This window comes from Pyrodictium delaneyi (genome assembly GCF_001412615.1).
GTDB classification, from domain to species: domain Archaea; phylum Thermoproteota; class Thermoprotei_A; order Sulfolobales; family Pyrodictiaceae; genus Pyrodictium; species Pyrodictium delaneyi.
In genome coordinates this window covers 1,870,968-1,889,371 of sequence record NZ_CP013011.1, presented here as the reverse complement: position 1 = coordinate 1,889,371, position 18,404 = coordinate 1,870,968, and the positions used below count along the sequence as shown (strand labels likewise).

Annotated in this window: 23 protein-coding genes and 1 tRNA gene; 9 read left to right on the top strand and 15 right to left on the bottom strand. The window is 57.0% G+C overall.

All coding sequences use genetic code 11. From position 1 onward, the window contains the following. Positions 1-155: 155 nt before the first annotated feature. A complete protein-coding gene (locus tag Pyrde_RS09540; protein ID WP_055410253.1) occupies positions 156-401 on the top strand; it encodes an HTH domain-containing protein in 246 nt (81 codons plus the stop codon). Here Pyrde_RS09540 and Pyrde_RS10770 read toward each other — a convergent pair. Together Pyrde_RS10770 and Pyrde_RS09535 are read right to left on the bottom strand one after the other, a co-directional pair. Continuing rightward, positions 393-560: a hypothetical protein gene (locus tag Pyrde_RS10770; protein ID WP_156328050.1), complete on the bottom strand. Its 168-nt coding sequence runs from the start codon at positions 558-560 to the stop codon at positions 393-395. The two genes, Pyrde_RS09540 and Pyrde_RS10770, sit on opposite strands and share 9 nt — an antisense overlap. Positions 561-987: 427 nt before the next feature. Next, a tRNA-Arg gene (locus tag Pyrde_RS09535) sits at positions 988-1,065 on the bottom strand. A 120-nt stretch (positions 1,066-1,185) separates the two neighbouring features. Here Pyrde_RS09535 and Pyrde_RS10765 point away from each other — a divergent pair. Both Pyrde_RS10765 and Pyrde_RS09530 read left to right on the top strand, forming a co-directional pair. Then, positions 1,186-1,323 (top strand): hypothetical protein, encoded by a 138-nt coding sequence (locus Pyrde_RS10765; RefSeq protein ID WP_156328049.1) that lies wholly within the window; start codon positions 1,186-1,188, stop codon positions 1,321-1,323. Positions 1,324-1,328: 5 nt separating this feature from the next. Beyond that, positions 1,329-1,904, top strand: a complete 576-nt coding sequence (locus tag Pyrde_RS09530; protein ID WP_055410252.1) for a hypothetical protein — start codon at positions 1,329-1,331, stop codon at positions 1,902-1,904. Here Pyrde_RS09530 and feoB read toward each other — a convergent pair. The 3 genes from feoB to Pyrde_RS09515 all read right to left on the bottom strand — a co-directional run bounded on the left by feoB (position 1,879) and on the right by Pyrde_RS09515 (position 5,150). Next, positions 1,879-4,083 (bottom strand): ferrous iron transport protein B, encoded by a 2,205-nt coding sequence (feoB, locus tag Pyrde_RS09525; RefSeq protein WP_055410250.1) that lies wholly within the window; start codon positions 4,081-4,083, stop codon positions 1,879-1,881. The genes Pyrde_RS09530 and feoB overlap by 26 nt on opposite strands. Positions 4,084-4,249: 166 nt before the next feature. Beyond that, positions 4,250-4,915 (bottom strand): hypothetical protein, encoded by a 666-nt coding sequence (locus tag Pyrde_RS09520; RefSeq protein WP_055410248.1) that lies wholly within the window; start codon positions 4,913-4,915, stop codon positions 4,250-4,252. Beyond that, a complete protein-coding gene (locus tag Pyrde_RS09515) occupies positions 4,893-5,150 on the bottom strand; it encodes a hypothetical protein (protein WP_055410246.1) in 258 nt (85 codons plus the stop codon). Before Pyrde_RS09515 ends, Pyrde_RS09520 begins: the two co-directional genes overlap by 23 nt. Before the next feature lie 390 nt (positions 5,151-5,540). Between Pyrde_RS09515 and Pyrde_RS09510 the strand changes: the two genes are divergently transcribed. Continuing rightward, complete coding sequence (locus tag Pyrde_RS09510) at positions 5,541-6,704, top strand: PUA domain-containing protein (RefSeq protein ID WP_055410244.1); 1,164 nt, start codon at positions 5,541-5,543, stop codon at positions 6,702-6,704. 11 nt (positions 6,705-6,715) lie between these two features. Here Pyrde_RS09510 and Pyrde_RS09505 read toward each other — a convergent pair whose 3' ends face one another. Then, complete coding sequence (locus tag Pyrde_RS09505) at positions 6,716-7,021, bottom strand: hypothetical protein (protein ID WP_055410242.1); 306 nt, start codon at positions 7,019-7,021, stop codon at positions 6,716-6,718. Between the two features lie 140 nt (positions 7,022-7,161). Between Pyrde_RS09505 and Pyrde_RS10975 the strand changes: the two genes are divergently transcribed. Then, positions 7,162-7,293 carry a PIN domain-containing protein gene (locus tag Pyrde_RS10975; protein ID WP_143522107.1) on the top strand — a complete coding sequence of 44 codons (132 nt, stop codon included), beginning with the start codon at positions 7,162-7,164 and terminating at the stop codon, positions 7,291-7,293. A gap of 148 nt (positions 7,294-7,441) precedes the next feature. On the opposite strand, the gene Pyrde_RS09500 is transcribed toward Pyrde_RS10975, so the two are convergent. From Pyrde_RS09500 to Pyrde_RS10495, 3 genes are all read right to left on the bottom strand, one after another. Continuing rightward, a complete protein-coding gene (locus Pyrde_RS09500) occupies positions 7,442-8,404 on the bottom strand; it encodes a zinc-binding dehydrogenase (protein WP_055410239.1) in 963 nt (320 codons plus the stop codon). A gap of 225 nt (positions 8,405-8,629) precedes the next feature. Continuing rightward, the gene (locus Pyrde_RS09495) at positions 8,630-9,151 is read right to left on the bottom strand and encodes an NOB1 family endonuclease (protein WP_082419608.1); all 522 of its coding nucleotides are present in this window, start codon (positions 9,149-9,151) and stop codon (positions 8,630-8,632) included. Beyond that, complete coding sequence (locus Pyrde_RS10495; RefSeq protein ID WP_082419607.1) at positions 9,130-9,957, bottom strand: NAD(+)/NADH kinase; 828 nt, start codon at positions 9,955-9,957, stop codon at positions 9,130-9,132. The genes Pyrde_RS09495 and Pyrde_RS10495 overlap by 22 nt, the downstream gene beginning before the upstream one ends. On the opposite strand from Pyrde_RS10495, the gene Pyrde_RS09490 reads away from it, so the two are divergent. Further along, complete coding sequence (locus Pyrde_RS09490; protein WP_055410235.1) at positions 9,938-10,981, top strand: class I SAM-dependent methyltransferase; 1,044 nt, start codon at positions 9,938-9,940, stop codon at positions 10,979-10,981. The two genes, Pyrde_RS10495 and Pyrde_RS09490, sit on opposite strands and share 20 nt — an antisense overlap. Here the strand turns inward: Pyrde_RS09490 and Pyrde_RS10490 are convergent. Then, positions 10,868-11,371 (bottom strand): DUF371 domain-containing protein, encoded by a 504-nt coding sequence (locus Pyrde_RS10490; protein ID WP_143522108.1) that lies wholly within the window; start codon positions 11,369-11,371, stop codon positions 10,868-10,870. The two genes, Pyrde_RS09490 and Pyrde_RS10490, sit on opposite strands and share 114 nt — an antisense overlap. Before the next feature lie 83 nt (positions 11,372-11,454). On the opposite strand from Pyrde_RS10490, the gene Pyrde_RS09485 reads away from it, so the two are divergent. Further along, positions 11,455-12,153 (top strand): protein-L-isoaspartate O-methyltransferase, encoded by a 699-nt coding sequence (locus tag Pyrde_RS09485; RefSeq protein ID WP_055410233.1) that lies wholly within the window; start codon positions 11,455-11,457, stop codon positions 12,151-12,153. A gap of 9 nt (positions 12,154-12,162) precedes the next feature. Here the strand turns inward: Pyrde_RS09485 and fen are convergent, their stop codons facing one another. The 5 genes from fen to Pyrde_RS09460 all read right to left on the bottom strand — a co-directional run bounded on the left by fen (position 12,163) and on the right by Pyrde_RS09460 (position 16,705). Further along, positions 12,163-13,215, bottom strand: coding sequence for a flap endonuclease-1 (gene fen, locus Pyrde_RS09480; RefSeq protein ID WP_055410231.1), 1,053 nt, complete (start codon positions 13,213-13,215; stop codon positions 12,163-12,165). Between the two features lie 44 nt (positions 13,216-13,259). Beyond that, entirely contained in the window at positions 13,260-13,496 is a 237-nt protein-coding gene (locus Pyrde_RS09475; protein WP_055410229.1) for a hypothetical protein, read from the bottom strand. A gap of 120 nt (positions 13,497-13,616) precedes the next feature. Beyond that, on the bottom strand, positions 13,617-15,827 hold the full coding sequence (locus tag Pyrde_RS09470) for a CDC48 family AAA ATPase (RefSeq protein WP_055410227.1): 2,211 nt from the start codon (positions 15,825-15,827) through the stop codon (positions 13,617-13,619). Positions 15,828-16,127: 300 nt separating this feature from the next. Further along, entirely contained in the window at positions 16,128-16,406 is a 279-nt protein-coding gene (locus tag Pyrde_RS09465; RefSeq protein WP_055410945.1) for an elongation factor 1-beta, read from the bottom strand. 83 nt (positions 16,407-16,489) lie between these two features. After that, positions 16,490-16,705: a zinc finger domain-containing protein gene (locus tag Pyrde_RS09460; RefSeq protein WP_082419687.1), complete on the bottom strand. Its 216-nt coding sequence runs from the start codon at positions 16,703-16,705 to the stop codon at positions 16,490-16,492. A 103-nt stretch (positions 16,706-16,808) separates the two neighbouring features. Between Pyrde_RS09460 and pth2 the strand changes: the two genes are divergently transcribed. Together pth2 and truD are read left to right on the top strand one after the other, a co-directional pair. After that, a complete protein-coding gene (pth2, locus tag Pyrde_RS09455; RefSeq protein ID WP_055410943.1) occupies positions 16,809-17,177 on the top strand; it encodes a peptidyl-tRNA hydrolase Pth2 in 369 nt (122 codons plus the stop codon). Between the two features lie 56 nt (positions 17,178-17,233). Next, on the top strand, positions 17,234-18,403 hold the full coding sequence (gene truD, locus Pyrde_RS09450; RefSeq protein ID WP_055410225.1) for a tRNA pseudouridine(13) synthase TruD: 1,170 nt from the start codon (positions 17,234-17,236) through the stop codon (positions 18,401-18,403). The last annotated feature ends 1 nt before the right edge of the window (position 18,404 follow it).

Sequence of the window (18,404 nt, the reverse complement as noted above, 5' to 3'; positions counted from 1 at the left end):
AGGGGTCTTCGGGGCCTTGCTCACCTGAACGGTTGCGCATGTCTCTTTCATGCACGGTTACACACCAGTACTATTGTACAGTTGCGCACTAGTATTTAAGCGCATAGGAGCATCTAAATAGAATCACAACAGCATAGTAGAAGTGGTGTGCAACTGTGAGCATTGAGAAGCGCAGTCTCAAGGGCCAGATAAGGCTAATACTGAAGATGATGCAGATACTAGCGGAGAAGGAGCTCAACTTCAAACAGCTAGCCGAGGAACTCGCCGTACAGGAGAGAACCGTGAGCAAGTACGCAGAGCTACTCTACGATCTAGGCTTTGCAGACATAGAGATACAGGGCCCCAACAAGATAGTAAAGCTTACAGAAAAAGGACGATGCATAGTAAAGTGTTTAGACTAAGCCTAGCTCGCTACGCAGCTCGTCGAGGCTCATCTGCCTAATATGCTCCTTAACCAGAGTGTACCTTTTCCACGCATCCTCGAGGCTCCTAGCCTTAGCGAACACTTCATCCTCTATCAGCTCTAATAGTCTTAGGATTTCTGCCTGTGTGCATCCCATGGCTTGTCTCCAGTAGTAGGTAGTAGTATTATTTTGGGGAAACGGTGTGGGGGTTGAGGGATAGTATCGGAGAAAAAGAGGGGTTATTTTCTTTTGAATAGCTTTGTTAGCTCGGCTACTGTTTTGCCTAGCTTCTTTGCTATTTATCTCTGCGCGGGCTGGCGGAAAATTCTTTTCATCTCCGTTGGGCTCCTCTATTCTCTCGGGATGCCCGTAATGGGTGTGGTTTCCCCATACGCGTCTGGGGAACAGGAATTGGTTAGCTGGCGGCTGAAAAAGATAGGCAACCGAGTCTACCTAGTCAAGGAGTGGTACGACCCAGAAGCCAAGAAGAAGCGAACAAAGAGCATCGGAAGAGTCGAGTGGCTCGAACAACTAGCAGACCAGTACAAGGCAGAACTAGACAAACGACCCTACACGAGGAGTGTGGCGGGCCCGGGGGGATTTGAACCCCCGACCACCGGCTTAGGAGGCCGGCGCTCTATCCTAGCTGAGCTACGGGCCCTCCCATGTGGGGGATGGGAGGCCGTCTCTGGTGGGCCCTGGCCCGCCTCTCCATGAATCCCCCTTTAGCTCTGGGGGCTGATTATATGCCTTCTCCCCTGGAGTGCTCGGGCGGAGAGTATTGGTGCACAATGCTGCTCTAGTCGCCTTGACTGTGGCTTTCGGGGCAGTGCTAACGTTTGATGTAGCTGCATGGCTTGTAGGGCTTCGGGGTGATCCTCGCTGGAATGGTAGCGTTGCCGGCGTGGTTTGGGATTAGCGAGGATGTATACGCCTATGCTTGGCGTCGTTGCAGCTGTGGTGCTAGGTGGCAGAGATGCTGTGGGTTATATCCGCAGGCTTCTCCGCGCGGATAACGTGGTTCTTGTCTGGTATTTGCTGGGCCCGTTGCTAGTCTATGCTGCTCTGGGTATCTACATGGCGCTACTGAGACTCTTAGGTATGGGCGGTATTGGCTTTGACCGCCGGCTTAGGAGGCCGGTGAATAGTCTGCTGGACGGTGCTCCTGGTACGTCTCTGGCTCTGCTCGTTTTGGTGTACGCTGCTGGTGCTACTGTTAGCGCGCTGGCTGCACTTGGTGAGGAGTTTTTATGGCGCGGCTTATTGCTCAGGGAATTGTCGGGCTGGGGCTTGCTGGCTACCTTGTGGTGGTGTTGTCTGGGGCCTGTGGCATGTCCCGGCAATACTCCCTGTGGGCTATGGTGGCTGGATCCGGGTAGGGTCTACTCCTGCCTATCCCTGGCCTTTGTCTACACGGTGTTCACCATGGTGCTCTTGACACCGTTCTCGGCGGCATACCCTGGCTCTACACCGGTTACAAGACTACTGCTAGACCCCTGATGGCGAGCGCGACTATGGTCGCTAGGGCGAAGTCGTAGACTAGCGCGGATAGTGCTAGCCGAGGGCTCCGCGTTTCAGAGTATATAGTGGCGAGTGTCGCCATGCAGGGAATGTAGAGGGTCACGGCGGCCATTAGTGCTAGCGCCTGCCAGGGCTCTAGGGCGTAGGCGGCGAGTGTTGCGTACTTGGCCCTCTCGGCGGCGCTGTCTATGGGTGAGACTACGGCTATGGAGTCTAGGAACACCTCCTTGGCTATGAAGCCGCCTAGTAGGCCGAAGCCTATGCGCCAGGCCCGGTCGTAGTCCACGCCTAGTACTAGCTCCACGTAGGGCGCTAGTAGCCGGCCCACACTAGCCGCGTAGCTCTGGGCAGCACCCCCGTCCACGTCCCCGAGGTAGCCGCCTGGCCCGTAGTTGGCTAGTAGCCACAGCGCGATACTAGCTACAACGATTAGCGTGCCAGCGCGGACGAGGAAGTGTCGCAACTTATCCCAGACAAACCACCAGACTACACGGAGGCTAGGCCTCTTCAGTGGCGGAAGCTCTAGCACTATATCGCTAGCCTCGCTGCCCTCGACGTGTGTCGCAAGCTTCAGTGTAGCCAGGAACGATGCTATCGAGAGCAGGTAGACCGCGAACACTGCTAGAGCGCTCTCCAGGGGGCTCCGGAAGAATACGTGAGCTAGTGCTAGGAGTACTGCTAGCCGTGCGCTACACGGTATAAGTGGTATAGCGAAGGCTACAGCCTTCTTTTCCTGCTCCGAGTCCATAACCCGAGTGGATATCACCCCCGGCACGTTGCAGCCGAGGCTAACCATCGCCGGGAACACGGCCTTACCGCTGACCCCGAAGCGGCGGAAGAACCTGTCAACCCCAGCCGCTATCCGCGGCAATAGTCCAGAGTCTTCTAGCGCCGCTATCAGCGCCATAAGCACGGCCAGCAACGGGACGAAGGTGAGTACTAGGCCAAGCCCATACTCGGAGGAGAGTACACCCTCGCCTACAAGCCGGGCTAGCACTGGATGCGGTATAGCCGCCTCCACCCAGCCAGCAAGCGTGTCCATAACCATGGCTACTAGCCCGGATAAGCTATACTCTGCCACGGCTTCAGCTGCCCTCTCGAAGCCGAGTCGTTCGAGCAACACGTCGAGAGGCCAGCCGGTGGCAATAACATAGGTGGCTAGGAACACGAGGAGCATGAACCCGAGGCTAACAAGAGGCCCCGTCAGGGGGTTGAGGAAGAGCAAATCTAGCCGCGAAATGCCCTCGCTAGCCTCCTCGGCCTCGCGCTCTACGTACCTCTCGTAGAGCCGGGAGGCGTACTCGTACCTCCTCCTTATGAACTCAAGCGACGGGTCAACACCCTTCTCCACTAGCTCGTTCCGTAGTCTCTCAGCCTCCTCGACAATCCCCCGGGCCTCAGCGGGGCCCAGCAGCTTCTCGAGATACCCGGGGACCCAGTCGTAGCCCTCGAGGAGCTTTACGGCAAGCCACCGGGCCTTATCAGGCTCTATCCCCTTATCTGCTAGGAGCCCGGCTAGGCGTTCAACGTATGGTTTGAGATCGTCTAACACTTTTTCTATAATTTTCCTACTGTTTACTGGTTTTGGCCTCTTCAGAGCCTCTATGAGCTTGTCGAGACCTTGCCCCTCCAGAGCGCTGACGAGTATAATTGGTGCTCCTAGCTCCTTCTCAAGACCCTTAGTGTCTATGCGTAGCCCCTTCTCCTCGAGCGCATCAGCCTTAGTCAATACTACTACAACGTTCTCGAATGCTTCTAGCAGCTCTAGTGGTAGGAAAAGGCTCCTCTCCAGAATAGTAGCATCAGCTATCGCTACTATCACGTCGGGGCGGTTCTCTAAGAGGAAGCCACGTGTCACAGCCTCTTCGGGGCCACTACCGCTGATACTATAGGTGCCGGGTAGGTCTACTATGCAGAGAGTAGAGCCGTCGGTCTTCATGTAGGCGGTCTTGACGTCTACTGTGGCGCCGGGCCAGTTGGCGACGAACTCGCTAGACCCTGTAAGCGCGTTGAAGAGTGTAGTCTTACCGCTGTTAGGCGCGCCTACAAGTGCTGCTACTATGTCGCACTTCTGCTGGCTGTGCTCCGAGGAATCTCTCTGTCCGCCATTGTTGTTATGGCTGCAGGAGCACTGCCCTAGGACAGGTCGCCGTGCCAAGAGATCCTTCTGACCCCCAAGTGGTAGGGGACTACTAGAGTTCTTTAAGGCATGTTAAAAATGTAAGCGAAACAGTATCTGTATAGATATAGTTTCTATTTCGTTTCGTATACGAGGTGGCACAACCTCTCCATAGCGTACCCTACCGCCACAGAGCCGGGCGGTGCTACCCGGCAGCTTCGAGCCTACGGGCAACAGCGTAGATGAGCAGCGTTAAGAGCATCAATACCAGGCATGCAACATAAGGCGCTACGGGGCTCAGCGATGCCAGAAGGCCAGTAGCCAGCCCTGAGACTATCCCTATACCTCTACGGATGGAGGAGACGAGAGAAGTCACTAAGGAGGCCTCCTCCCTCGATATGGAGTTGAAAAGCCACTCTCTGCGGCCTATGAAGACTAGGGTGTCACCAAGACGGATCACGAAAGCTAGTACCAGTAGATAGGCTATTACAGGCGGCGAGAACACTATACCAGCCAGAGCTAGCGCCTCGGTTGCAGTTCCCAGGGAGAGTAGTGTATAGCCGCTAAACCTTCTAATTCTCTCCTCGATGTAGGTGCCTACTATAGTTGCAAGGCTTATAGAAGCCTCCACTAGAGCCACATAGAACAATGAGCCGTGATACTTCTCTACGACGAGGTATACCAGGGCCAGGCTCGGAGCGAGATTCCACCCCGCGATGAAGAGTACATCCGAGACCACGTAGAGGAGGAGGTAGATGAAGTAGAGGTATCCTGCAGCCTTCTCTACAGCACCACCAGCAACAATCATGATGGGGGCAAGCTTCCCCCGGGCAAGGCCATAGAGAAGGCTAGCAAGCCCTTTCCATAGCATCTACAGCGGCCAGGCCTAGGCGGAGATCGCGTACCGTGAAGACCTTGCCTAGGAGGAGCTGCAGAGGGATACCCAGTACAGTCATTAGGGTGAACAACGCGCCTACCTGGAGCACTTCGTAGCCGGTGGCAAGCAGGTAGTAGGGAAGCACAACCCAAGCTATGAGAGTAGGCGATATCAGCATATGGTACAGTATGTACCTCTGAGCAGGTCTTGGTAGGTCGCGGAAGCCCATTGCTCTCAGGGCACTGTACTAGACCCATGGCATGTAAATGTTTACACCACTTACACGAGAGAAGCAATCTGCCCAAAAGTAAGGGTCCAGAGCTCCAGGTTATGCGTAAGCTTTGCCAGCCATGAGTTATGACTTGAGGAAGGCTGAGAGCCCAAATAGTCTATGAAGAATCGCTCGTGGGGCATAGACACCAGCAAGGAGATTACATGGTCTCAGAGTTAGCCGGCGCGCCGCCTATGCCCGGCCCTGGACGGCGCGGTGCGCGGCTAGAAGACAAAGTGCCATGTCAGGCGGCTGCGGAGACCGAAGTAGCGGTCTCCCCTTTTACCGTAAAATGTCCACCTATAAGGAGCCCCTCTCCATGCACAGAGCCAGTATTGGGGCTCTGTTATGGAGCCTTGGAGATGGTACGATAGGGACCTGCTAGAGGAGCTAGGTCGCGTCTACGGTCCCCAGGGGCTGCACGTCCTCCTAGAGTCGCTCATGATGCCCCCGGCTCGCTACTATTTCCGTGTCAACAAGCTCCGCGTAGACCCGGGTGAACTTCTGGAGGAGATACGGGAGGAGGGCTTCACGGTTTACATGGATGAGCTGCTCGAGGAGGCTCTCTGGATCCCTGTGAAGGGACCCAGAAGGCTCCGCGATCCCGGCTGCAGAGTTGTCGTGGACAAACGGACTGCTGAGAGCGTGATGATGGGAGCCCACGTCTACGCCCCGGGCGTGGTCCGTGTTGAGGACTGTGTCCGCTCGGGCCGAGAGGTGCTAGTGGTCTCGGAGAACGGTATCCCAGTAGCAGTGGGTGTGGCTGCACCGCTGTTCCGGGAAGCGCTACGCGCCCGCAGGGGCCTCGTAGTGGAGGTCGTTGAGCCTCTCTACAGGGTGCCCAGCCTACGCGAGACCAAGTGGGGCCGCGAGGGAATGATCTACGAGCAGAGCATATCCTCCATGCATGTAGCCCACGTGCTGGCCCCTAAGCCCGGCTCCGTTATCGTCGATATGTGTGCGGCACCGGGCGGGAAGACCGGGCACGTCTACGAGCTAGTTCGGGGAAAGGCACGGGTGATAGCGGTCGACCACTCCCGGAGAAAGACAGAGCGGCTCCGCCAAGAGCTAAGGAGGCTCGGACACCGTGGCGTGGAAGTGATTAGAGCAGACTCAAGGTACCTAGACAAGAGGCTCGGCGAGGGAATAGCAGACTACGTGATCCTTGACCCGCCGTGTAGCAGTCTCGGAGTGATACCGAAAATATGGGACCGTAAGACGATGAGAGATATAGAGATCAGCGCTCGGTACCAGCGCCAGTTCCTTCGCGCAGCTTACCGGCTCCTCCGCCCAGGCGGGGTCCTGGTCTACTCCACTTGCACTATGACGGTCAGGGAGAACGAGGAGAACATACGCTACGCGGTAGAGGAGCTAGGTTTCCGCCTAGAGGAGGCATGGCCTCGCCGCTTCAGCCGCGGAATAGGCAGCTACGGCCAGCCCGCTATAAGAATCCACCCCAACGTCCACAGAGCGACAGGCTACTTCATAGCACGGCTGCGAAAACCACCCTAGCACAGCATCACTCACACTTCCCCGCCAGCGAGTAGCCGGGCAAGCCTCTCAGCCAAGCCCTCAGCGTGGGCAAGCGTCTTCGATAGACAGCGCATCCACTTGGCCTCCTCCTGGAGCCCCCTACACGGCTTCACTTCAACACAAGCCTGCCGATGTCCAACCCCTTCCACCTCGGCCTCAACGCATAGCACACCCTTCTCCGGGTCAAAGCTGTAGCTCTTCACCTCGACGCCACGTCCTAGCACGTCGCCTAGCAGATAGGATAACTCGAACCCAGGATCCACGACCAAGACGCGTACCCTCTCGGCGGTATACATAGTGGCGCCTATCCGGCTCCCGTGAAACATAGCGCTGGATGTGGTTAGTTAGGCTTGGCGTGGCGGCCACGGTGCATAGCTGCTATAAGGCAGTGTATAGCCTCAAGGATACTGTTCGACGTCGTAAGTGACCCTTAGACTTGTCTGTCAAAGAGGTGGCTAACGCGCTCTGGAAGAAGACCCTACGAGGCGAGATGAACTCAGACGACGCAGCCAAGATAGTCGCGGACCTCGCCTCTGGCACGGTGCCACTCTATAGTCAGGAGCCCTGAGCAGAAGCAGAACTTCTGCGCCATGAGTTTCGGTGACCCCCTACAGTGATCTAGTGCCAGCTTAGCGTGATGGTCGGGGGTAGACTATGTTTAATGGTCTGTGGATGTGGGATGTAATAGGCTGTACATAGCTCTTGCAGCTAAACGATTAGATTGTGAGAACGGCGCGACCTACTAGGTTTCCTGATAGCATGTCTTTGTAGGCTTGGTTTACCTCGTCGAGCTTATACGTCTTGTAGAACGGCTTGATTAGGCCCCGGGCTATGAGATTGATCGCTGTCTCGTATTCTCTCCTGGTATAGGCGGCTGAGCCGATGATTCGCAGCTCGCGCATAACTATCATCGCGGGTCTCGCGAGCTCCAGTGGCTTGCCCTCGACGTTGCCTATGAGCACGAGCGTGCCCTGGGGCTTTAGGGCGCGGAGACTCTCGTTGATGGTCGACGCGCCTACTACCTCGAAGACTGCGTCGACCTTGGCTCCTAGCTCTCGGCTGAACTCCCTAGAGGTCAACGGGTGTACTCCTAGCTCCTCGAGTACACGGGCCTTCTCTCGGCTACGCGTAGTGCCGTAGACCTCTACCCCTAGGCTTACAAGATACTGGACGCCATGGATGCCTACGCCGCCAGCTGCACCGGTAACTAGTACGCGGTCACCACCTCCGATGCCAGCCACCTTGGCTGCGTGGATGAATGTTGCTACGCCACAGGCTGCTGCAGCGTAGCTGGTATAGCGGGTATCCGGCAGCTCTATGAGGTTCCATCTAGGCACATAGACGTACTCCGCATAGCCTCCGGGCACGGTTTCTCCGAGAATAGCGTAATCTCTGCAAAGGTTCTCACGCCCCTCCATACGTTCCAGGCAATTCTCGCCAACGATAGCCGGGAATACTGCCACGGGCTTGCCCTCGTATTCGCCGAAGACCTCGTGGCCCAGGACCAGCGGTGGGCGGAGGTTGCGGAACCCACCGCGCCACACAACAACATCACGGCCACAAACGCCCACCGCACGGACCCTTACACCAACCCAGCCACTAGGAGGCTCATACCGGAACTCCTCGAGGCTGAAGGGCTTGCCGAACTCGCGTAGAACAGCAGCACGATATGAGACCACGTGGACGACACCAGGCGGCAGAGAACAGAGGACAGGCAGGGGTAATAAAGCAGGGTAGAGAGGGGCCTATGGCCCGGCGTAGCGCAGACAAGGGTCCAGCTCTATACAGATCTCACGGCATCCACAAGCTGAGCATGCCAGCCAGGCTACTCTCGTCACCTCAATGTGCTCTCACGTGCCTTGCGACGATCCCTCATACGCCCAGGCTACTGTGTCGTAGGGTTGCTAACGCTGCCTGTGGTTGTAGTGTTTCCTTGTTCTCTTGAGTGGCGTGCCGCATACTGGGCAGACTCGCTCGCCGGGCCTACGGGATACGTAGCCGCAGGCGGGGCACTGGACACGGTAACTCTCTACCCGGGTTATTCCCCGGGTGCGTAGCGGCTTGTACTCTAGGCCAAGCTTGGCTACGAGGTTCTGTAACGCGTAGTCGTCTGTTACTACTATCACGCGGTAGCCTTGCTGTCTGAGTTCGAGGGCAAGCGCTGCTACACTGAGATCGGTTCTGCTAAGGGATGCGTGAAGCCCGGCCTTGGCTGCCTCGCGGACAGCACGCTTCAGGGCTTCGGGGCTTGGATCGCGTACCTCTAGCCTGCCGAGGCCTAGGGCTAGCTCTAGGCCCTCGCGGCTAGCCTGGTCACGCACCTCCTCGATGACCAGGCTCGTGGTGTAGGCCTGGCCCGCACCCGGAGCGTAGAGGAGCCACCGGGCTATGAACGCAGTCGTGTCTAGGACGTAGACGGGCTCCATGGCAGCCTCAGCAGCCCCCGCTCTCGGTACCGTGCTATACGGACCGGCGGCCCGCGGAGTACAGTCTCGACGACAGCTCCGCGGGCGAGAAGGTATTCTCGGACACCGTCTATGATGAGTTTTACCGGTCGGGTTGTGCGCTCTACACGTATCCTAACTCTAGTGCTGCCGGGGACTACTATGCTGCCCATTCTCCGGTCAACCGGGTTCACGGGGGTTATTACTGCTGCGTCGAGCCCAGGGTGTATGACCGAGCCCCCAGCGCTGTAGCTATAGGCTGTACTTCCTGTAGGCGTCGCTACTATCAGTCCATCACCCTCTAGGCCCTCGTAGAGCAAGGAGCCGTCTTCCAGTTCGACCCGTAGCCCAGCCACCTTGGAGCCGAGGGCTAGTACTGCTGCCTCGTTGAGCGCATATGCTTCTACTCCACGTGCATACACAAGGAGTCGCCGGTGCTCCTCCACAAGGTACCGGTCCTCGACAAAGTCCCGTAGCCTCTCCATGGCCTCGCTCGGGGGCTCGTCGAAAAGGAAGGCTCTGCGCCCCAGCCGTACGAGATGGAGTACCGGGCTGTGGGCGCCGAGGAGTTGTAGCAAGCGGAGTAGGGTACCATCTCCGCCTATCACCACAACGCCCTCCACGTGCTCGAAGCGCAGGTCGACAGCCGGGCCCTTGAGGAGCCCAGCTATAGAGGCATCGTAGGCTGGCTCGGCGCCAGCCTCGCGGAGGCGACGGTAAGCCTCTCTAGCCAGCTCTAGCGCCTCTCTGCGATCGGGCCTGGCGTATATGGCGACGAACCGCGGCATGGACGGGTCACCGGTTCCCTGCTTATGTCTTGTCACTGGGCGGCGCTGCGGTGAGGCAGCGCGTAGGCTGCTCCGCGACAGCCAGCTTGCAGCAGGGCAGAGGCGGCCGGTTAAACAATACTGTACACGCTTAGGGCTTCCAGTGTTTGCAGCCGAGGCTGGGACCGAGGAACTGAAGCTGCTTCGCGACCGACTGTTATCTGTCTGCGGCGGCCTGGTAGAAGTGGTTGAATGTCTCTGTACGGCCCGGGAGCAGCGGCGTCCACCCGTCTCCTACGTGATAGTGGGCCGTGTGGCGATAGTATCGCTAGACGAGCGATTGGCTGGGCGTGAGAGGGAAGTGGCTGAGGAGCTGCTCCGTACAGTGCCCGGGATAACTGCGGTCTACGGCAAGGAGGCTACAGTGGGTGAGTACCGGGCCCAGAAGCTAGTACACCTGGCTGGCGAGCGACTCGAGGAGACAATACACGTGGAGCACGGGCTGCGCATACCGGTGCCGCTCGGCCGCGTCTACATAAACCCAAGGCTAGCGACAGAGCATCGACGTGTAGCGGAGATGATAACAGGAGACGACATAGTCCTCGACATGTTCAGCGGGGTGGGCGGCTTCAGCCTAGTAGCCTCGGCGCTGGGTCGCGGCCGGCTGATAGTAGCTAATGACGCCAACCCTTGGGCAGTAACGAGCCTCCTACGGGCCATGGAGATGAACCGGTCAAAGCTAAAGACGCCGATAATAGCGATGTGCTCTGATGCGCGTCGGTTGCCAGAGCTACTCCGGCCAGTATTCACCCGGATAATCATGAACCTGCCTCATAGCGCTGTGGACTTCATCCCGGTAGCCCGGCGGCTCTGCAGCCCACGGGGCTGCGTACTGCACGTCTACACTGTAGCGTCTTCCCCCGAGGAGGCCCTAGCCAGAGTCCCCGGAGGCTCCTCTGTCACTCATGTCCTCGACTATGCACCCCACAGATTCATATACCGTGTCGACGTTGTCGTCCGGGGCGAGGACGAGGTAGAGGGCTAGGCACCGAGTATAGCTGCTCATTAGCAGCCGGCGTAGATTCTCTGGCACGTCGGCGGCAGCCCTGTTTGCCGCGATTACTATGCTGTCTACTCGGTGACAGCTCCGCCGGGCTATCAACCGCCTGGGCCTCGCGGCGGGCGAGAGTCCGGAAACAATGGTGCTAGCAACGCCCGGCGGGAAGAATGAGAGTGCTGCTATATAGAGGGCTGCAAGCCCCTTCTCTTCTACGCATTCTCCAAGATCCCCCTTACATGATACGCATGCTATGCAGTCGCCGCGTGGCGTCAGGGAAGCTTCCTTCTCCAGCTCGAGGGTGGAGGGATGGGATAATTGCACGTTAGGGTGTCCGCGGCACTGTAGAAGCTTGATGCATATTCTTCTCGTTGTCACAGCTCTTCTGCCCCGCGACGCGTCCTTGGCGCCGGATACACCCTTAGAAGAGGCCCCTCAAGTACTACTCTAGGGGAGGCTCTGTGACGTATACCGGGTCTTTCGAGGAGAAACGTAGGAGGCTCGTAGAAAAGCTAGTGAGGGAGGGCTATATACGCTCCGAGCGCGTTAAGAGAGCTATGCTCCGTGTTCCTAGGGAGCTCTTTGTGCCCGAGGAGCTACGGCACATGGCATACGAGGATACTCCACTCCCAATAGGCCACGGTCAAACTATCAGCGCACCACACATGGTGGCAATGATGACGGAATTTGCAGATCTAGAGCCTGGCATGCGTGTCCTAGAGATAGGAGCAGGCTCCGGTTATCACGCTGCAGTAATAGCCGAGGTCGTAGCTCCTAGTGACCTGCCACGGGATCGATGGGGCCACGTATACACGATAGAGCGCATACCAGAACTAGCAGAGTATGCACGCCGCAACCTGGATAGAGCTGGCTACGCCGACCGCGTCACGGTAATACTAGGCGACGGCACCAAGGGTTACCCCCCAGCAGCTCCCTACGACAGGATAATAGTAACTGCCGCGGCGCCCGAGGTGCCAAAGCCGCTCCTAGAGCAGCTAAAGCCTGGAGGTAAGATTGTCATACCCATAGGGGACAGGTACATGCAGTACCTCTACATAGTGGAGAAACTATCCGATGGTAGAATAAAAATACGGAATGTGACTCCGTGTCTGTTCGTTCCTCTCATAGGTGAGTATGGTTGGAGAGAATACGAGTACTAGGACCCCAGGCTAACGACGTAGCCATGCATCGAGACCCATCTGGCGACCCCGGAAGTGCTCTCTGTATGCTTTCTTCAGCCTCTCTAGAGCGTTCTTCACGCGATCCGGGCTAAAGTCGTGCTCTTCCACGAGTATCTCGTAGACCATTTTCTCGTCGGGTTCTCTCCACTCGAGCTTATAGTCGTTCGTGACTGGGGGGTTGAGGAAGTACTCGTAGATCTTTACCGGGTCGGTGGGGAACTCGTGCCTGGAAAGTCCCTGGAGCAGCTTCACTGGGTCGCGATGCGCCTTAACCATCTTGAGCGCGGTCTTTGGGCCTATACCCTTTACGCCCTCGGGATTATAGTCAGTACCTATTAGTATACCCAGGGCTATTAGCTGCTCCCGGGTTATCCCTAAAAGTTTTAATAGTTTATCGAGCTCTATTAGCTCGGGCTTAACCTCTATGTAGACGTCCTTTCGGGGCAGTTTACGCCGCCCCGTGATGGCTAGGTTTCTCACTAGCCGAGGGGAGCCGAATAGGAGCGAGTCGTAGTCCTGGCTTGCGGCCGCCCATGCATCGCCCCGGCGCGCCATGAAGGCTGCCTGTGCTTCGCCCTCTGCTGGAGCCTGGACGTAGGGGATGCCCATAGCGTCGAGTAGCCGCTTAGCATCCTTCACCATTTCGTCGGTTAGCCTTGCAGCCATCTGGGCGTAGCGCCGAGCAGCTTCCCGGTCGCCCTTCTTGACTGCCTCCTCGTACTTCCGGACAGCCTCCGCTTTGACCCGCTTCCTCCGCTCTATCTCGAGATACTTCATCTCTGGAGGCTTTCCGTCAAAGACGTATACTACCTTTATCCCTTGCTCAGCGAGGTTTATGGTGCGGTAGAAGAGTCCGCTAAGATGGCTAGTAACTCGGCCACGCGAGTCCATCAGCGGGGTGCCGTCGGGCTGCCGGATGGCAGTCAGGAACTGGTAAAGTGCGTTATAAGCGTCTATTGCGACTACCTTGTAGCGTAGTGCGGCGAGCTCTATCTCCGTTACTGCCTCGGGGGGTATAATCTCGCGGAGGTTAACACCCACAGCTCTCCTGCCCCAGAAGCTAGGAAAACCATAAGGAGCCAGCGTTAAGGTTTCCTAAGCAGTTCGACGTTCCGGAGGTTCTCGCGGAGAACTGAGACGTATACTAGGCCCTGCATTTCCAGCTTCATGAGGGCATGGAGGAACTCTGAGAAAGTTACATCTACACGGCTTCTTAGGGCCCGGTAGAGTTCGATATCTTTGGCACTACCACCTCTTCTCTCAAGTTCCTCTATTATCGCGTAATGTAGGGGTATACTTCTCCAGGTATCTTGACCAGCCATATGTTAACACCTCCATAGGGCTATTGCTATAGACAATGGATAACATGATGGAGATTTTTGAAAATACTTGGGAAGTACGCCCAAGTTGTACCAGGTAAGGGGCTGGATAGGAGTAGATAGTTATGTGAACATAGTTGGTTTTGCTTGGAGCAGCTTACTGCCCGGCAATTGTTGACGTGCTTGCTGATACCATTCCTCATAGAACTTTACCATATCTTGTGTTATCGATGGTCTTATTACTTCTAGTGCCTTCATGAAGTGTCTCATATGCACTTTTGTGGCGTTTATGTCCTCGCGTAGTGCTAGCAGCGCGGCTTCACGCACCAATGCTGCTAGATCAGCACCACTGTAGCCTTCAGTGCGCATAGCAAGCAGTTCAAGGTCTACATCCTCTGCTAGAGGCATTTTACGAGTGTGTATTCGGAGTATCTCTAGCCTTGCACGAGTATCGGGCGGTGGCACGTAGATTATTTTGTCAAAGCGGCCCGGCCGGAGTAGCGCTGGGTCGAGTATGTCTGGCCTATTCGTAGCAGCTATCACGACCACATTGCTCAACGGTACTATGCCGTCTAGTTCTGCTAGAAGCTGGTTGACTATACGGTACGTCACACCACTAGTATCGTAGAAGCCCCTCGTCTGCGCTATTGCGTCTATCTCGTCGAAGAATATTATTGCTGGACTGTGCTGCCTTGCTTTCCTGAATATCTCGCGTATCATTTTCTCGCTTTCGCCTACCCATTTGCTTAGCACCTCGGGGCCGCGTACCGCGATGAAGTTGGCTCCGCTCTCCGTGGCAGCAGCCTTGGCTAGCAGCGTCTTACCGGTGCCAGGCGGGCCAAAGAGCAGGATACCCTTAGGCGGTGTTATTCCCATGCGGCGGAACACGTCGGGGTTCTTTAGTGGCCACTCGACGGCCTCGCGGAGCTGCTGCTTAGCCTCCTCAAGACCGCCTATGTCGTCCCAGTGGACCTCCGGGACCTCGATGTAGATCTCTCGTAGGCCGCTTGGCACTATCTCGCGTAGCGCCGCCATGAAGTCCTCCATCCGTATCTCCATTTCCTCGAGGATCTCTGGGGGTATCCGGTCCTGGCTAAGGTCTATCCGCGGCAGGTAGCGGCGCAGCGCGTGCATAGCTGCTTCGCGTACTAGTGCTGCTAGGTCTGCACCAGTGTAACCACGGGTTAACTCAGCCAGCCTTTCGAGGTCAACGTCCTCGGCTAGTGGCATGTTCCTGGTATGTATCTGTAGTATCTCGAGCCTGCCCTGCTTGTCGGGTAGTGGTATCTCTATCTCGCGGTCGAAGCGGCCTGGGCGGCGCAGGGCAGGGTCGATAGCATTAGGCCTGTTCGTAGCAGCTATCACTATGACGTCTCCACGGCTCTCAAGACCGTCCATAAGGGCTAGGAGCTGTGCTACTACACGGCGCTCGACCTCACCTACTACCTCGTCGCGCTTGGGCGCTATCGCGTCTATCTCGTCTATGAATATGATGCTTGGCGCGTGCTTCTTGGCCTCCTCGAATATCTCTCTTAGCCTCTGCTCGCTCTCGCCATAATACTTGCTCATAATCTCCGGGCCATTAATAGCTATGAAGTAGGCGTTTGTCTCGTTAGCAATAGCCTTTGCGAGGAGAGTCTTACCTACGCCGGGCGGGCCGTAGAGGAGCACACCCTTCGGCGGCTCGATGCCCAGCCTCTTGAATATCTCTGGGTGTTTGAGGGGTAGCTCTATGAGCTCGCGGACCTTTTGTATAATATCCTTCATCCCGCCTATGTCTTCGTATGTTACCCTCGGTATCTTGCCCTGCTCTACGGGCTTCTCTAACAGTATGATGTTGGTATCATGGCTAATTACAACTACTCCTTGTGGCTTGGTCTGAACAACTACGAAGGGTATAGACTGGTTAAGCACGGGTATGAGGACAGTATCTCCCTCAACCACAGGGTACTCTATAAGCTTCTTCTTCACATAGTTCACGAAACCACTATCAATGGTTATAGAGAAGTTAGCTGGTGCAAGCTTGACTACGGAAGCCGGCTGCACATCAGCCTTACGCACAATAACCTTATCACCGATACTCACGCCTGCATTCTTACGGAGCAGACCATCCATCCGTATAATATCCTGGCCTCTGTCCTCCGGGTAACTAGGCCATGCGACTGCTGCCGTCTTCTTGCGCCCTTCAATCTCTACTACGTCGCCGGGTTCTGCACCTATCATCTTCAATATGTCTACGTCTATCCTTACCTTGCCCTTACCGACGTCGCGCTGTTTAGCCTCTACGACCCTCAGGACTACCTCCTTTCTTCGCCGAGAACTAGTCACCACCATACTCCTTTACACCTACTCCTCAGTCAAGAGCTCCTCTGCTACGCACCTTCCATATACGAAATCTCCATCAGCGTAGAGGGTACAATGTCCGGGACCCTATATCGAGTTGCTCCCCAGGAAACCTCCCGGGGGCTCCAGGAATGTGGGAGAGAAGCCAAGTACCCGTTTATTTGGCTAGCTGTATAAGCCTGGCAGAAGGAGCTGAGCCTCCATAGTATTAAGTATTCACAGAGCCTCCGGGGCGTGGGGTGGTGGAAACAAAGGCGGTAGAGCCGAAGAACGCATGAACGTGCTAGACGGCTAGTAGCTGGACACTCTGTGGACGGCCTCTATCTCTATCTCCTCGACGCCCTCGACACCCTGTAGCAGCTCCTCTAGCTTCGAGGTACCTCCCTCGCTCTCCTCGGGTATCAGTATATAGAGCTTTAGCGCGTTGAGGCCGAAGGCTATCGGCACCTTGTCGTACCGTGTTATCTCGTAGTTCTCGGGGAGCTTCTCCTTTATCTTCTCTACTAGCTCGTCTAGGTTGATGTCGGTGCTAGAGGGATATACGGAGGCTACTACGAGTACCTTCGCCACGGGGTTACACCTCGCCAAGGGTTATGGCAGGGACTATACACTAGCGCCCTGGAGGGCGAGTGTAAAAACTCTGCTAGATTGTTTTAGGGGCCCTCGAAGCCGCACTTAGGGCAGCGATACTGCACGCCCATCTTACGGCAGCTAGAGCACCGCCAAATCACTACCTCGCCACAGTTCGGGCAGAGGAACGCTACACCTTTCTCCCAGGGCGTTATCGGCCTGTTGCAGCTCGTACACATAGGGACCTTAGTGGCCTCTACTATGCTGGGCTTCCGCGAGACCTCAAGGCTTAGCGCCACGGCTACCGGCACCCCGGGAAGCCCCGGCAGCTAGGCCAGCTAATTATTATCTTGCGGCCCGGTAGAGTGCCCTGGGTATACCTGGGAGGGTATGACCAGGGCCATGCAGGAGTATAAGCAAGTTATAGCAGTACGCACTGACATAAAGATGAGCAAGGGCAAGCTCGCAGCTCAGGTAGCCCATGCCGCGGTAGAGGCTGTGTTCATCATACTAGACTCTGGACACCCTGAGTGGAAACACTGGCTCCGCGAGTGGAGGAGCCAGGGCCAGAAGAAGATAGTAGTGAAGGTCCAGAACGAGCAAGAACTCCTCCAAGTCTACCAGGAGGCCCGCCGCCTAGGCCTACCAGCCTCACTGATAGCCGATGCTGGTCATACCGAGCTACCGCCGGGCACGCGCACCACTGTCGGCGTAGGCCCGGCGCCGAGCCAGCTAGTAGACCGCGTCACGGGCAGGCTGAAGCTGCTCTAGGGCAACGCTCGCTGTATCCCTCTCCGGGGTAGCGATATCTGCGGGGCCCGCAGTCAATGAGTCTATGCAGGAGCAATAATCTCCTAGACCTCCTCATCGCCATGGTGTACCGGCTGCTCTGCACCGGCCCGGTAGCATGCATTGCGAGGCCCCGTGAGAGAAGTTTCGTAGTAGCCGAGCTACCCGAGCTAACCATAGAAGAAGATGGTCGATACTGCGTCTACGTGCTTGCTAAGCGGGGACTCCCAAGCCTCGACGCAGCCCGGCTACTAGCCCGCATGCTCGGGGCCAATCCTCGTAGTGTGAACATAGCGGGGCTCAAGGACACCGGGGCTACCACGGTACAGTATGCGTGCCTCCCCTGCCCTAGGGAGCCGAGAGAGCTAGTCACGGTGCCCGGCAGGCTATGGGCTCGTCTAGTAGGCAGAACCAACCGTTGCCCCCGCCGCGGAGTCCTAAAGGGGAACCAGTTCACCATAGTCCTCGAGCCAGTTTCCGCTACGCCACAGGAGGTGATGGAGGCGGCCCGGGGGCTCGCGAGGGCGAAGTTGCCAGCCTACTATGGCTATCAGCGCTTCGGCACCCGGAGACCCAACACCCACCTCCAAGGCCTCGCTCTGCTCCGGGGCGACCTAGCGCTTTATGCTCGGGAGCTCTTGGGCAACCCATACCCCGATGAGGGTCCCGAAACGGCAAGGTGTAGAGCAACGCTATGGCGTGGTAGGGGTTGTAGCGAGTCGAGGCTCTACGAGGCCAGAGTAGCCCGGGATGCAGCCAGCCCAGGGGACCTTGCCAGACTACTGCCCCGCGGCGTGCTAGAGTTGCAGCTCGCAGCGCTACAGGCTTATGTCTTCAACAGGTACCTAAGTCTACGCATAGCTCACGGTTACAGCCTCGAGGAGCGCCTCCCCGGCGAGAGGCAGGTAGAGGGCCGCCCATACGCTCCAGTCCCGGGGATAGGGTACCGGCTAGGCACCGGGGGCAAGGCGGCAGAGCTGCTAGAAGAGGCTCTAGAGCCGCTGGGTATAAGCCTAGAGACCCTAGCTGAGCCGCCTCCAGGCCTGCCCCGGCTAAGGCCCTACTGGCGCCCAGTCTACACGGTCCCCGAGGGCCTTAGGGCGAGGATACTCCCTGACGGCCGGGTGGCTCTGTCCTTTACACTGGAAAAGGGGATGTACGCAACTCTAGTCCTTCGGGAGCTCGCTGAGCCGCCGGAATGCGTCTAAA

What these genes read in the sequence shown, in the direction of transcription:
- pth2 (WP_055410943.1), top strand. Translation starts at nt 16,809, where the DNA reads ATGCAGGAGTATAAGCAAGTTATAGCAGTACGCACTGACATAAAGATG.
- truD (WP_055410225.1), top strand. Translation starts at nt 17,234, where the DNA reads ATGAGTCTATGCAGGAGCAATAATCTCCTAGACCTCCTCATCGCCATG.
- Pyrde_RS09515 (WP_055410246.1), bottom strand. Translation starts at nt 5,150, where the DNA reads ATGGGCTTCCGCGACCTACCAAGACCTGCTCAGAGGTACATACTGTAC.
- Pyrde_RS09510 (WP_055410244.1), top strand. Translation starts at nt 5,541, where the DNA reads ATGGAGCCTTGGAGATGGTACGATAGGGACCTGCTAGAGGAGCTAGGT.
- Pyrde_RS09505 (WP_055410242.1), bottom strand. Translation starts at nt 7,021, where the DNA reads ATGTATACCGCCGAGAGGGTACGCGTCTTGGTCGTGGATCCTGGGTTC.
- Pyrde_RS10770 (WP_156328050.1), bottom strand. Translation starts at nt 560, where the DNA reads ATGGGATGCACACAGGCAGAAATCCTAAGACTATTAGAGCTGATAGAG.
- Pyrde_RS10495 (WP_082419607.1), bottom strand. Translation starts at nt 9,957, where the DNA reads ATGCCGCGGTTCGTCGCCATATACGCCAGGCCCGATCGCAGAGAGGCG.
- Pyrde_RS09475 (WP_055410229.1), bottom strand. Translation starts at nt 13,496, where the DNA reads ATGGCTGGTCAAGATACCTGGAGAAGTATACCCCTACATTACGCGATA.
- Pyrde_RS09495 (WP_082419608.1), bottom strand. Translation starts at nt 9,151, where the DNA reads ATGGAGCCCGTCTACGTCCTAGACACGACTGCGTTCATAGCCCGGTGG.
- Pyrde_RS09530 (WP_055410252.1), top strand. Translation starts at nt 1,329, where the DNA reads ATGTATACGCCTATGCTTGGCGTCGTTGCAGCTGTGGTGCTAGGTGGC.
- Pyrde_RS09490 (WP_055410235.1), top strand. Translation starts at nt 9,938, where the DNA reads ATGGCGACGAACCGCGGCATGGACGGGTCACCGGTTCCCTGCTTATGT.
- Pyrde_RS09470 (WP_055410227.1), bottom strand. Translation starts at nt 15,827, where the DNA reads ATGGTGGTGACTAGTTCTCGGCGAAGAAAGGAGGTAGTCCTGAGGGTC.
- Pyrde_RS09520 (WP_055410248.1), bottom strand. Translation starts at nt 4,915, where the DNA reads ATGCTATGGAAAGGGCTTGCTAGCCTTCTCTATGGCCTTGCCCGGGGG.